The 14,681-nt window shown below is 38.6% G+C and carries 10 protein-coding genes; 1 reads left to right on the forward strand and 9 read right to left on the reverse strand.

Annotation, left to right across the window (positions count from 1 at the left end; genetic code table 11):
* Nucleotides 1–28: 28 nt before the first annotated feature.
* A complete protein-coding gene (gene ptsP / locus CXF85_RS03360; protein ID WP_101227098.1) occupies nucleotides 29–2,383 on the reverse strand; it encodes a phosphoenolpyruvate--protein phosphotransferase in 2,355 nt (784 codons plus the stop codon).
* A gap of 110 nt (nucleotides 2,384–2,493) precedes the next feature.
* Entirely contained in the window at nucleotides 2,494–3,009 is a 516-nt protein-coding gene (rppH, locus tag CXF85_RS03365; protein ID WP_101227333.1) for an RNA pyrophosphohydrolase, read from the reverse strand.
* Between the two features lie 151 nt (nucleotides 3,010–3,160).
* Here rppH and mutH point away from each other — a divergent pair, with 151 nt between their 5' ends.
* Nucleotides 3,161–3,829 carry a DNA mismatch repair endonuclease MutH gene (gene mutH / locus CXF85_RS03370; protein WP_101227099.1) on the forward strand — a complete coding sequence of 223 codons (669 nt, stop codon included), beginning with the start codon at nucleotides 3,161–3,163 and terminating at the stop codon, nucleotides 3,827–3,829.
* Nucleotides 3,830–3,860: 31 nt separating this feature from the next.
* Here mutH and CXF85_RS03375 read toward each other — a convergent pair whose 3' ends face one another.
* From CXF85_RS03375 to msrP, 7 genes are all read right to left on the reverse strand, one after another.
* Nucleotides 3,861–4,760, reverse strand: a complete 900-nt coding sequence (locus CXF85_RS03375; protein WP_101227100.1) for a D-hexose-6-phosphate mutarotase — start codon at nucleotides 4,758–4,760, stop codon at nucleotides 3,861–3,863.
* Between the two features lie 166 nt (nucleotides 4,761–4,926).
* Nucleotides 4,927–7,173 carry a patatin-like phospholipase family protein gene (locus tag CXF85_RS03380; protein ID WP_101227101.1) on the reverse strand — a complete coding sequence of 749 codons (2,247 nt, stop codon included), beginning with the start codon at nucleotides 7,171–7,173 and terminating at the stop codon, nucleotides 4,927–4,929.
* A 268-nt stretch (nucleotides 7,174–7,441) separates the two neighbouring features.
* A complete protein-coding gene (locus CXF85_RS03385; RefSeq protein WP_101227334.1) occupies nucleotides 7,442–8,731 on the reverse strand; it encodes an amidohydrolase family protein in 1,290 nt (429 codons plus the stop codon).
* An 8-nt stretch (nucleotides 8,732–8,739) separates the two neighbouring features.
* Nucleotides 8,740–10,257 carry an amidohydrolase gene (locus tag CXF85_RS03390; RefSeq protein WP_442871856.1) on the reverse strand — a complete coding sequence of 506 codons (1,518 nt, stop codon included), beginning with the start codon at nucleotides 10,255–10,257 and terminating at the stop codon, nucleotides 8,740–8,742.
* Between the two features lie 123 nt (nucleotides 10,258–10,380).
* Complete coding sequence (locus CXF85_RS03395; protein ID WP_198555473.1) at nucleotides 10,381–12,570, reverse strand: bacteriohemerythrin; 2,190 nt, start codon at nucleotides 12,568–12,570, stop codon at nucleotides 10,381–10,383.
* A 136-nt stretch (nucleotides 12,571–12,706) separates the two neighbouring features.
* A complete protein-coding gene (gene msrQ / locus CXF85_RS03400) occupies nucleotides 12,707–13,336 on the reverse strand; it encodes a protein-methionine-sulfoxide reductase heme-binding subunit MsrQ (RefSeq protein ID WP_101227103.1) in 630 nt (209 codons plus the stop codon).
* A gap of 14 nt (nucleotides 13,337–13,350) precedes the next feature.
* Nucleotides 13,351–14,379 (reverse strand): protein-methionine-sulfoxide reductase catalytic subunit MsrP, encoded by a 1,029-nt coding sequence (gene msrP / locus CXF85_RS03405; RefSeq protein WP_101227104.1) that lies wholly within the window; start codon nucleotides 14,377–14,379, stop codon nucleotides 13,351–13,353.
* Nucleotides 14,380–14,681 lie beyond the last annotated feature (302 nt).

Genomic DNA, 14,681 nt, shown 5'->3' on the forward strand with positions numbered 1-14,681 from the left:
ATTCAAAACGATGTCTATGAACAATAGACTAATAACCGGCGCGAATAAATCCGCCAAGCCCTAGGGCTTCAAGTTGTTCATTAAGGTAACTATGTACTTGTTTTGCCGTTGTTAAGGTTAATGTTTTATCTAAAATTATTTGTGCTTGTTCAAAAGCAATATGACGAATAACCCATTTAATCCGTGGTACGTTATGACCGTTCATACTAATTTTGTCAAAGCCCATCGCCAATAATAAAATAGCCCCTGCTGGCTGGGAGGCCAGCTCACCGCATAAACTTATCGGGGTTAAATGTTGCGCTGATTGTTGCGCAATACTATTTAAAGCACTTAATACTGCAGGATGAAAAGCATCATATAAATTAGCCACTTGGCTATTATTTCGATCAACCGCTAATAAATACTGCGTTAAGTCGTTACTGCCAACAGAAAAGAAATCAACACGTTTGGCTAAGGCTTCCATTTGAAAAATAACAGAAGGCACTTCTAGCATAATACCTATTTTAGGTCGTACTAATTTAGCGGAAACTGCTTGCGCTTTTAATTGCGCTTGTTGGAGAGTTAAGTGACCATCAACGTTACTTGCTGACATTAGCTCAGCGGTAATATCTTGGGTTAGTTCAGCCTTAAGCTCAAAAAATGCCTGATTAATTAATCGAATGGCTTCATCAACTTCTTCAACACCCGAGATCATAGGCAACATGATTTCTAAATTATTTAAGCCCTGATTCGCCCGTAGCATGGCACGAACTTGCACTAGAAATATTTCAGGATGATCTAAAGTGATGCGTATGCCACGCCAACCAAGAAATGGGTTTTCTTCATTAATGGGAAAATAAGGTAATGATTTATCGCCGCCAACATCTAACGTACGCATAGTAACGCCATGCTTAGGGAAAACCTGCAACACCTTACGATATATCTGTGTTTGCTCTTGTTCTGATGGAAAACAGTTACGGTTCATAAAAGGAATTTCAGTACGATATAAACCAATACCTAATGCGCCAAGTTTCGCCGTGTGTTCAAAACCTGCTGATAATCCCGCATTAAGTAATACTTCAATGGCCCTGCCATCTTGGGTAATACAAGGTAGGTGTGCTACTTCCATCACTTTATCGGTAAGCGCTTTTTCTTGGCTTAATAAATATTGATACTCTTGTATCAAGCCATCATCTGGATTAATAAATAGCTCACCACTATAACCATCAATTATCGCCTGCTGCTGATGCAACTGGCTAAGCACCGTTGCATTAACGCCCATAATGGCAGGCAGCCCTAATGAACGCGCTAAAATGGCAGAATGTGAGTTATTAGAGCCGGATAAAGATATAATTCCCAACAGGCCCTGATGCTGATATTCAGCCACCATTGACGCAGTAACGTCTTGTGCCAATAAAATAAATTCACTGGGTAAAGTCAGCTCTTCTGTCGCTTGTTGTTGAATATTAACCAATAAGCGCGTGCCTAAATCTCGAATATCACTCGCGCGCTCGCGAAAATAGCTATCTTCAATGGCTTCAAATTGGCCAATATAATGCTCAATCACTAACTTTAAGGCACTATCAGCACGCCAGCCTTTTGATATTTTATCCGCGATCTCTTTACCTAAGTTCGCCTGATCTAATAATTGCTTATAGACATCAAAAATAGCTAAGCTGTCATCATCAATAGATCCACTTAACTTACGGCTTAATGTTTCGAATTCTTCCCGAGTTTTTTCAACCGCTTGCTCAAAGCGCAATAACTGTTTTTGGCTATCTGGGGCTTTTTTTAATGAGACTGCAGCAAGATCGGCTTGCGGTTGGCAAACTATAATTTCACTTAAGGCAATACCAGGAGCTCCAGCAATACCGTGTAATTGTTTTACACCCTGATTTTTTTCTTGTTGGTGATTAAGCAGACTTTTGATTTCGGCATTGGCCAATGCACTGGCGAGTTGCGCCGAAAGCGTGACTAAAAAAGCTTCATCATTTTCAGTATAATGACGTGAATTTTTTTGTTGAATAGCTAATATGCCTAACACCTTTCGTTGATGAATAATCGGCGTGCCTAAAAAAGCATTAAACTCGTCTTCTTCAACTTCTGGCGCGTGGATATAGTCTTGGTGTTGCTGGGCATCAGCAATGTTCAATGGTTCTTCTCGTTGACCAACTAAGCCAACCAAACCTTCAGAGAAACCTATACAAGACTGGCCTTGTGACGTTTTTGCTAGGCCGTCTGAGGCCATTAATAAAAAATGTTGTTGGTGATAATCGGCGAGGTAAATTGAACAACAATCAGTTTTCATCGCCTTTTTTACACTATTTACCATACGTTCAAGCGCATTTTGTAGTTCAGCCTCTTGGCTAAATTCCAATACTATCCGACGTAAGGTAGTTAACATTTAATTCCTCTGTAATTATTACCATAAAGTGAAAATTTATAAAAAAATAACCCACAATAAAGTGGGCTATTAGGATTCTAAATCATAGTAATAATTAAATGTTATTGATACTAAGCGCGACGTTTGCGACGTTCTGGTCGTCTTTCATACGTTAGCGGTAAAGCATAATTAGCAAATTCTTTCATGACCATACGATAAACATCTCGCTTAAAAGACACTACCTGTCTTACTGGATACCAATAGCTTACCCATCGCCAATCATCAAATTCTGGATGCGGGCTATGGAGTAAATCCACTGATGATTCTTCAGCCGTGAGTTTTAATAAAAACCACTTTTGTTTCTGACCAATACAAACAGGTTTAGAGTCATGTCTAATATAACGTTTTGGTAATCTATATTTTAACCAATGTTTAGTTGAAGCAACAATTTTCACGTGTTCCGGTTTTAAGCCAACTTCTTCATGTAACTCTCGATACATGGTTTCCTCAGCCGACTCCCCTTCATCAACACCACCTTGTGGATATTGCCATGAATGTTGTCCAAACCGTCTTGCCCAAAATACTTGTCCCATGTCATTAATTATTACTATGCCGACGTTTGCGCGATAGCCTTCGGCATCGATCACAGGAACTCCTGACAATATATATAATACTTGCATCAATTCAACCATATTAACGTCAGTGGGGCAAATGATTACTTTGATTTTTTTAGTAAATCCATGATAATAGGTACTAACCTTAGTAAGTAAATATTTCCTGGTTAATTCTGCTTCATTTATGAACATTCCCTCTTCCGAACAAGTACTCATGCAACGCGCCCAAAACTTAGCCGGTTTAACGTTAGGTGAATTAGCTGAACAAGCGGGTATTACCGTTCCAAATGATTTAACTCGCAATAAAGGTTGGATAGGTTTATTACTGGAGCATATTTTAGGTGCCAGTGCTGGCTCTAGGCCTGAACCTGACTTCCCCCATTTAGGTATTGAATTAAAATCATTACCTATTAATGAGCAAGCTAAACCCCTTGAAACAACTTTCGTCAGTGTTGCCCCCTTAACCGGCCTTGTTGGCATCAATTGGCATAACTGTTATGTGCGTAAGAAGTTAGCGCGGGTTTTATGGGTACCGGTAATCACTCCTAAAGACGCGCCGATAAGTGAACGCTTAGTGGGTACACCTTTTTTATGGTCGCCTAATGCTGAAGAAGAGGCCTTATTAGCTCAAGACTGGCAAGAGCTTACTGACATGATAGTGCTAGGGGACGTTGAAAATATCCATGGAAAACATGGACAAGTGATGCAACTAAGGCCTAAAGCAGCTAATAACAAAGCAAGAACACAAGCATTTGACCGTAACGGTAAACCTTTTATGACCTTGCCGCGTGGTTTCTACCTTAAGATAAACTTTACCCAAAGTTTATTGCATCGCTATTTACGGATTAACTAATACAAATTAATGGTCGTTAATCCTAATAACGTTAGAAATTAGTGACACTTATCTCTTGAGAAATAATAACAGTTTTACCTGCTGGCAAAGCTTGCCAAGATGTATTGGCAGCTTCTAAACAAACATATTCTTGCTCACCTTGAGGGTGAATATCGGCCATGGTATTCGCTAACTCTGCACCTGGATTCCATAATACCCATTGCTGACAATTGCGGCTAACGATGTCAATTTTACGCTGCCACTGACTATCCACAAGAGTCATTTTTTCATTGCTATGATATTCACGATCAATTTCACCAACACAGCTCACCGCTTGTTGTTGAATACTTGAATTTCCCGTTAACTTATCGCTATAACTCACGCCGGTTAACGCATCGAGACTAACGTTATTGGGGTTGCTGACAGTAAAGTAGCTATGCAAGGCGGCAGAATATTGGGCATCTTCTTGAGAAAGATTGCTCATAGCTAATGATTGTTTAAGGCTTTTACCAAAAAACAACGTTTGCGTTAGTTTGTAGGCATTAGGCCAAAGCGGGTGTTGATTCTCTCCGGCTAAGACTAAAACAAGGGTAACTCCCTGTTCATCAGCCTCAACACTTGCTATTTCCCAAGGTAATTGTCGGGCAAAACCATGACTTGCCGCTTTTATCTTCTCGGTTTGTTTATCATTAGCACCAAACCAAGGCCAGCATAATGGGATACCACCACGAATAGCTTTACCCGATTGGTAATATGCTTGCTCGCTTAACCATAAAACATCTTTATGGCCTGTTGGTTTAAAACTCAATACCTGACCACCGTGAAGGCTTATTTGCGCTTGGCAATGAGCATGAGAAATACTAAGTCCTTCAAAACACTCAGTTCCACTACTTTGACTTAGTTTAATTGAAGTAACTTGAGTAAAATCGTTATCTAGTAGTATTTTTGTCATGGCGTAAACTAATATGGTTAGGTTATAAAATGGTAACGCTTTTATCCGCGAAGATAAATTCTATAAGAAGCAAAGCCTGTTTGATAGCATAAAATATTACCTAGCAGTTTCGACTTAATTTAAATCCGCACAACAAAATATTCGATTATTATACGATCCAATCAGGCTACCAGTTTTTACCTACCGACAAGAAGAATGAATATTCACCTCCAGTCGCAAAGCCTATCCCTAATACTGCGGGGCCAAAACTGGTATCTGTCCCCAAATACATGCTACCTGAGTTTATTAAATCACTGTATTTAACTGTTTCATCAACGTCCCAAACATTACCCGCTTCTAAACTAACGCCTAAATAAATAGGTAAACCTGAGCCTCCAGGAATATCTCGGCCTAAGTCATATTGATAAACAACCGCGGCAAAAGCTTTATGAACGCCAATAAGCGCATCCTCTTGGTAACCTGAAAGATTCAAAAAGCCACCTAACTCGGTAACATGAACACTAAAGTCTGTTTCATTATCTATGGTCGCAAAAGAAGTAATACCAACAAAAGTATGACCACCAAGGCCTATAGCACCGCGCCAATCAAAGGTAAAAACAACAGCCTTATCTTTTTCAGTTTCCGCTAATAGTGGTGAGTACTTATCATTCAGCCACTTCATTTCAATTAATAATTTATTACCATCAGTAGGAAAATTAATGCTGTTTAAAGTATCGTAACCAAAGGTTAAAAAACTTCCATACGTCTCATAATCAAATTCATCCGTACCTGCTGAATCCAGTGAGAGGTCACCGGTTTCACCAGGCACGGTGGAATCCAGTGAAAGGTCGCCGGTTTCAGCTATCGCACCTACTTCGATAATGCCATTAAAAGAGTAGTTATAACCTAGGGCAAACTTTCCACGGTAATAATCATTTCTCAGCTCAGGACGAAGATGTGTTTTTTCCCACTTATCTTGGGCAAAAGAGACTCTGACTCTACTATATAAATCTTGCTCTCTATTAATAGGTTGATAAAACTCACTCGCCAGCAATGTCTCCCAGCCCAATTCAAGCTCATTTAACCACCGGCCACCATTACTGGTAACCTCTGTCATCAAGTAGGACATATTAATGGAAGTAACAGATCGATCAGAAAAATCTGTTTTTAAATTAAAACCAAAATCAAAGTAGTTAGGTCCCCAAGATTTAGCCTGGGTGTGGAGAATTAAAACTCGTCCTTGTGCTGTATCGTTAAATTCAACAGTAACTTGTTCAAATTTATCCAAGGCATAAACTCTATCAATAGCTAAATCTAATGCCTCTTTAGATAATTCTTCACCTAACTTAACTGCAAAATGTAGATTGATGATGTCATTTTCAACTTTTGAATTATTACGTATTTTGATGTCAATGATATGCTTAGGTAATTCATCAAACCATTTTCTTGCCTTCAGTTTTTTTTCATCCTGATAAACTTGATAATCATGGTCGCTGATTGAAAATTTGATCAAAGCTGCTGATTGTGAATTCGCTTCTTGCTCGCCTAATATTAAGGCTTGCGGCATAACAGACCAGTCCGTAGTACTTAAATCATCGATAGCTGGACGCAACAGTACATCTTTATCGGTAAGTAATGCCTTTTTCGCCAAACTTGTATTGTTAGTGAGAATGGTAGATAACTGATTGAGCACCGATACTGTACTGGTTAATTCACTTTGATCAGCCAGTGGTGAACCTATATCAACTGCAATAACAATATCGGCACCCATTTTTTTGACTACATCTATCGGCATGTTATTGGTGATACCACCATCAACTAGCGTTTTACCATCAATGACCACCGCTGCGACAATACCTGGTACCGCTGCTGAGGCTTGCATTGCTTGATTAATGCTACCGGAATCGAGTACGACCATTTGTGCTGTCGCTATATCCGAAGCAACAGCGCGATACGGTATGGCTAAATCATCAAAACTAGTAAAAGAGCTGACAGTATCCGTTGAACGTTGCAATATTTGATAGGCACTTTGACCTAACAATAACCCATGGGGAACTTTAAATTCGCCATCGCTATAACCTAACCGTATTGAGATGTTGTACCTATCGCGATGCTGTTTATTGCTATAAAAAAGTGATTCTCTTGGGATAAAATCAGAATAACCATCAGACCAAGGCAACCCCAGCATAATGGTTTCAATTTCATCAACGTCATACCCTAATGCATACATACCGGCAACATAAGCACCAATACTGGTACCCACTACATAATCAACGGGAATGTTATGCTGTTCAAGTACTTTAAGTACACCGATATGGGCTGTGCCTTTAGCACCGCCGCCACTTAATACCAGGCCAACTTTATCCCTCGCGTGGGCAGATAAAGTAAAACTAGTCAGTTTGATTAATAAAAGAAAAAGAAGAATAAAGCGCATGATAGTTGCTTAAAAAAGAGTTAGTTAACTTGGGATTGCTGCAATGATAAAGATCAGTGGTTAAAATACAAGTTTATTCTCTTGATACCATGTACAGATTACTTAGCGATATCGTGCCAGCTAATACAATTAAAGTTATTTACTCTATTAAAATAAAAAACCCGCATGTAAAGGGCTACTTTACATGCGGGTTCATATTTAACAATGCCGACACTCAATATGTATATTGAGTGTCGGTGTTAACTTATTTAAAACGTTATTTTAAAATTTATTTAGTATAAGCACGTGGCATAGTAGATTTTGTAGTATAACGCTCACGTAATGCATCTTGACGAGATTTTAATGACATCGCTTGACCGTTAATCCACATAGCATCAACTTTGGTGCTTATTTCAAACGGGTCACTACTCCATAAAACTAAATCAGCATTTTTACCCACTGCGATACGACCAGAGTTTAAGTTAAAGCTATCGGCAACATTGGCAGTAACTGCCGCTAACGCGCTAGTTGTTTCAAGGCCGTTGGCAATTGCCACACCCGCATCAAAACGTAGCTGGTTAATGTTATAACTCTCACCGCTGTTACTGATGATTACCTTAACGCCAGCTTTTGTCAGCTTTGCAACATTAACCAGAGAGTTATGTAACGAATCAAAACTGCCCGGTAGATTATCAATAGCACTCATCATCACTACGACATTGGCTTTAGCTATTTCATCACTCACCAATACAGCATCACTTGCGCCAGCGAGTATCAAATTAAGGTTAAACTTTTGCTTCAATTTAAGTAGGAATAATATATCTGTTGCTCTATCGGCATAAGCGATTAATGGCTTATCACCTGATAGAATGGCATTCATTACCAGCTCTGAACGAGAAGGCGTTTTAGCTTCTTTCTCATCTTTGCCTTTTTTATTCGCTTTAGCTTTTTTTGCCTTAGCTAACGCTTTTTGTGCATCTTCAAGGTTATTACTTAACGTTTGTAGTTTTGTTGCACGAGAGCCTTTTGAGCTTGACCCCAGTGAAACCATTACTGCGTTGTTCGGTGCAATAACGCTGTCAAAGTCACCTGATAAATTAACCACGAAGCTTTGCCCGGTAAAAACTTTTTCCCCGCCGTATGGGGTAACTAAGTTACTGGTAATACCGCCCTTGCGAGCATAGGCAATTAAAGTAGACTTAGGGTTAAACGCTAGACTCGCATCAAAAGTAAGATCAGCCTTTTTGTCAGAGCTATCGCGAGTAGCAGAAACAGCGCCCACTTCAACTAAACCAAGTAAGTTACCTGAGGCAATAAAACCTGGGGTTAAAATACGGCCCTTGGCATCGATAATAGAGTCAGCATTAAGTGACGCTGGCACCTCATTTTTACTATATACAGCAGTAATTATCCCATCATCAACCATAACTGTTGCTTGTGATAAAATGCCTTGTTTAGCCACGGTATAAACAGTGGCATTAGTGATTGCGATTGATTCAGCATTTACTTGGCTGGTAGTCACGGCTAGTGCGCCAAACAAAGCATAACGCAATGAAGTAAGTAATTGAGTATTTTTCATTGTCATTCCTATTCTTTAGTAACTAGTGAGGTTGCTGGCTGATTTACTGAATTAACGACTGCTTCATCAGCAATTTTATTAACCTGGTTATTTAGTTGTTGTCCAAGTAAAAAATCACTTTTAGCTTGGTATTTATCATCAAAACGATCATAAACTTTAGCGCCATCAATAAACACCTGCTCAGCTTGAGCATAAACGCTAAATGGATTCATATTCCAAACAACAACATCAGCATTTTTACCCGCTTCTAGGCTGCCTACTTCATCGTTAATACCTAAGGATTTCGCAGCATTAGCAGTAATCCACTTAATAGCATCTTCTTCTTTTAGCGCAAAACCATTTTCATTAGCGCGGAACATCACTTTCGCCGCTTCTTGGTTTAAACGTTGAATCGTTGTTCCTGAATCAGAATGAACTACAGCACACGAATTTTTCACAGCATCGACAATGGCAACATTTTCTTCAACCATGTCAAAGGCTTCCATTTTAAATCCCCACCAATCTGGCCACATAGCAGCACAGTTACCATTAGCAGCTAATAAATCAGCAATTTTGTAACCTTCAATGGCATGGTGGAAAGTGCCTGAGCGATAATTAAATTCATTACCAAGGTCAATCATTACTGCCATTTCTTCTGCTTTATAACAATGGTTATGAATTAAGATATCACCATCTAACACGCCCATTAAGGTATCAAGTGATAAATCACGTGTTGGTGCTTCAGGGTTTTTCCCTGCACTGTATTCACTATCGTATTTATCCCAAGCACGCTTATACTCTGTGGCCGCAAGCCAAGCACTTCGGTAACCAGCAACATTACCCATACGGGTAGAAGGTAAAATTTTTCGACTGCCATAAACACGCTTTGGGTTTTCACCACAAGCCATTTTTAAGCCATAAGGCGCATCAGTAAACTTCATACCTTGCATCGTTTCACTCGGTACGTTACGTAACGTAACACCACGACCACCAAATAAGTTAGCTGAACCAGGTAAAATCTGTAAGCTAGTTACACCGCCCGCACGAGCCGCTTGAAAACCTGGGTCTTGTGGCCAAACACTATGTTCAGCCCAAACTTCCGACGTATTTGGTGAAGTCATCTCATTACCGTCAGAGTGAGACTCTACTCCTGGGCTAGGATAAACACCTAAGTGAGAGTGGACATCGATAATACCTGGAGTAATCCACTTGCCTTTCATATCAATAACAGTGACTTGCTCAGCGGATAAATCATTACCTACTTGCACTACTTTGCCATTAACTAACAAGATATCGGCATCATTTAACCGTTCGCCAGTACCCGTTAAAATGGTGGCATTGGTTAATAAAGTACTTTGAGCAGGCAATACTTGATAGGTACTCGGGTAAGGGTTTTTGTTAATGACAACTTTAGCGTCTTGTTTTTCATTAGGTAGACAAGCAGTTAAGCCTAACGACAGCATACTGGTGGTGAGCAAGGTAAACGCAAATTTTTTACTAATAAGGTTATTAGTAACTAAATTACGTGATAATGAATTTTTAAGCATTGTAATTCCTGTAACGAACATAATGCCTAATACCATAAATTTTTTTTGATAAAACAACAAGGTTATGACGATAAACAGTCATTTATCTACGCTTAATTACCATTTTTTATTAAATTTTCCTTATTAAGCAACAACAACTTTATTTCTACCACTATTTTTTGCTTGATACAGTGACTTATCTGCATGGTCAACAAAGCTCTCTGCATTGATAAAATAATCCTTCTGCCACTGACTCACCCCAATACTAACCGTGACAGATATTTGCTTACCGGCAATATTAATTTCAAGTAGTGCTATTTTTTTTCGTAAGCGTTCGGCAAATTTTTGTGCATTAGCCAGTTCAGTGTTTGGCATAATAATGACGAACTCTTCTCCACCAATACGGGCAACAACATCACTACTACGTACTGCTTCAAAGCAGGTCTGATAAAACAATACTAATACTTCATCCCCTGCTCCATGGCCATAGCTATCATTGACAATTTTAAAGTGATCAATATCTAACAGCATAATGGATAAAGGCCTGCCATGATTATTCACATTAGCGATTTCTTGATCAAGTACCTCGTTAAAATGATGACGATTAACTGCACCAGTTAAAGCATCGGTCAGTGCTAGCTGTTGGAAATGATCCTGCTGAGACTTTCGATATTTGATCTCTTTTTGTTGCTGACTTACCGTGGCTTTATAAACATCGGCTTGTAGTAATTTTCTACGAAGTTTTTCAAACGCTAACTGCATTGAGCCAATTTCATCTTTGTTAGCCATAGGTTCAAAGTGAATGTTGTTCTGACCCGCTGACATATCATTTAGTGCATAAGTAAGTTTTCGTACTGGGCTGATAATGCTGTAATTAAGCACTAAAGCAAAAAACATTGCTGCCAAGAGAAATATCGAGAGAGCAAAAACAATCAAATAGCCTTCAGTTTTTAACGCTAAACTTTCGTCATATATTTTGTTATCAAATTCATTAATGAGTCCCTCAAGAATATAATTTAACTTATCAACCTTATCAGACATTATCTTAAACCAACCCGCAGCCCTGGCATCTTTATCATCCAGCCTCATGACTTCTAGATAAGAGAATTCCAGCTGCTTGCGTTGCCTTATGGCATCACAGTACTCCGCACACAATGATTTTTTCGTTAAACTGGCCGAACTGGCGAACGTTCTCAGAGTACTTATTTGTTTACCTAGCAGTATATTAATATCATGATTTTGATACAGTTCAGCTTGATTGCTATCTAACATTTTCAAACCAATGGCACGTATTTGTCCGACAAATTCCTTATATCGCAACATGGCATTAATGGCTGAAATATCATTACCGTAACTTGAGCCAATCTCTATATGCACTAATCGTTCTGCTACCGAAAATAGCTGTTCAATTAGCTGTGTATAAGCATGATAGGTATCTTCAAAACTAACCATTTTCTGGTCTAAGTGCATTCTATGGCGAGATAGATTAGTGGAGACTTGTTGTACTTTAAGCATGTATCCACTGATATTATTCTTTACTTCAGAATTTTCAGGCTGCTCTAATAACCATAGGAAATGGGTGATTTTATCATCGGTATCTTTCCGGCGCGTACTTAATTGTTCAGCAAAACTTGTATAGTTTGAGCTAGTGTAACCGGAAGATAAACCTCGCTCAGCTTGTAAAGAGTGAGTAATACCATTGACCTGCGTAATAACAGAGTTGAAACCTAAGACTTTAGAAATATTTTGATATCGTTGGTAGTTTGCCTTAAGTATAAATAAGCAAAGTATCAGCACTGCGACAACAGGTAATAAGGTGGTGATAAAAACGCGGTGACTCAAGGTAAGGTGACTTGATAACTTAACCGAAAAAAATCGTAACCAAGGGTTCTTTGCTTTCTTTTGATTTTTGTAATGGTCGAATTGTTGATAGCAATGTATTGCGGGTACATAGTCTAGATCTTCTTCTAAAATATGTTTGATTAACCATTGCTGTAAAAACAAGACTATTTGCTCTTTTACTACCTCTTGTTCAGAAGCATCACCAAACCACTGGCGCTTTAATTGAGGAATTTGTTTAATAAAATCTTGATGACTTTGTTTATGGGCAACGAGTTGCTGATAGTTTATTTTTGCTAAAAAAGCTTCTTCTTTAGCAAAGTGTAATTGGCAATAACACTCAAGCTGTTCAAAAACATCGGCAATATCTTGTTGATCAAGCTTTTCAATTTTGGCAGACATCAATTGCGCTAAAATGGCAATAAGCTGTTTGTGGTCATCATCTAAGCTATCAATGCCGACACTCATTCCCTCGTCCCAAACTAACTCTTCCATAGCGACTCTACATTTCCTTTTGATTACAATTAAGCGCCGCTTACTTAAACAGCACATCATCTTGTATGTTTATCATCCTATTTGGAACAGTAGATTATAGAAAAATCAGTGTCAGACCAATAGAAAAAGGTAACGTTTATCGAGTTTTGGAAGTAAACATCGATAGGATCAAAGCTTTGAGCTTTGTATAACGAAATGCCAATAGCACTAGCGTTAACAGCATGTAAAATAATGGTGTTATAAGTTCAGACTTTACTGACCAATAAAAATGTACTGACACCAATATGGCAATAAGATAACTGTAATTATGCAATTTTTGCCATGACTTGCCCATTTTACGTTTAATACTATTAAGGGAGGTAACAGCAAGTGCAGCTAATAAAACAAAAGTAATCATACCTATGGTTATGTAAGGACGCTCAACAACTTCATTAAAAAATAACGACCAAGCAAACTGTAAATCAAAGGCTAAAAAATTCAGTACATGCATAAACGCATAGCTAAAAGTATATAGACCCAGTAAACGTCTTACTTGTAAGAAGTAGCCCTGCTTTAATTTTTTGGCGATAGGCGAAACAATCAGTGTCACCAATAACAAGTTGAAAGCGCCAATACCGGTAAAATGAATGACTCGCTGAACAGGATCAGCACCAAGCTGATCATAAAAAGCAAGATAATATAAGTTTAATAAAGGTAAAAAAGCCGCTAGGTGAATCACAACCTTTGCTATTAAAACTTTGTTCGATGTAGTTAATTTTTTACTCATATTTCGATAAAACCCTAATAATACTTACTTAAATCCATATCTTTATACATATGCGCTACCTGTTCGCCATAGCCATTAAAAGGTAAGGTCTCAATACGGTTTCGAGCAAACAACCCACCAGAGGTTATTCGTCTTTCACTGGCTTGACTCCATCTTGGGTGATCGTGATTTGGATTAACATTGGCATAAAAACCATATTCACTGGCTGCCAGTTTTTGCCATGTTGTGGCTGGCTGTTTGCTAACCAGCTTAATACTAACAATCGATTTAACGCTTTTAAAACCGTATTTCCATGGCACCACTAAACGAATAGGAGCCCCATTTTGTGGTGGTAACGTTTTACCATATAAGCCAACACTCATTAAAGTGAGAGGGTTCATCGCTTCATCAAGTCGTAAAGCTTCCACATAAGGGTAATTGATACCTCCACCTAAACGCCTATCATCTTGACCTGGCATTTGCTTAGGATCATGAAGCGTTTCAAAAACCACGTATTTAGCCGATGAGTTTGGTGCGACTTTTTTTAATAAGTTAGCTAACGAGAAACCAACCCATGGGATCACCATTGACCAAGCCTCTACGCAACGCAATCGATAAATTCTCTCTTCTAGAGGAAACATAGTCGTTAAGTCATCGTAATCTAAAGTGATAGGATTATCACATTCACCTGAAATAGTAAGTTGCCAAGGGTCAACGTTAAAGTTTTGCGCTAATTCGGCGGGCTGGTGTTTTTGTGCACCAAATTCGTAAAAATTATTATGACTAATAACTTTTTGTTCAGGGGTTTTAATTAAAGAAAGGTTATCTTTATCTGCAGTAAATTTTAATGGTGTTGTCTTGAAGTTATTGGAATCATTATCTTTACTATCAAAAAAACCAGCGTTGGCTGTTTTAGAAACTGTAGAGCCAATTAAAGCGCCTGCTCCGAGAAAACCCATGGTTTTAATAAGTTGACGACGTTGTAAATAGACCGATTCATCAGTAATTTCAGATGATCTTATCGCAGGATTTGATTGAGAGTTTGATTGGGTTTTTATCAACATAAAACGGCCTACTAGGTTGTATACCCGTTCCACTTGAAGATGCTAGTTTCAGGAAACCTGAGCGAATCATAATCAAAGCACATTTTTTTGTTAAGGGTATTCTCTTAAAAACAAATGTAACGACGAGTATGTTTTGCTCAGGCTTCACCAAAGGGCTGGTTTATAAACGCTTTATGCTGCGTTATTGATTTCGACAATAGAATAACTATTCTCTTCCATCAATGCCTTGCCTAAAGGCGTTTATAATTCCAGCTGAATCCTGCATCTTCAAGTGGAGCGGGTATATGCACATGATTAACCTA

Origin of the sequence: Colwellia sp. 75C3 (genome assembly GCF_002836255.1) — a bacterium.
Lineage (GTDB): Bacteria > Pseudomonadota > Gammaproteobacteria > Enterobacterales > Alteromonadaceae > Colwellia.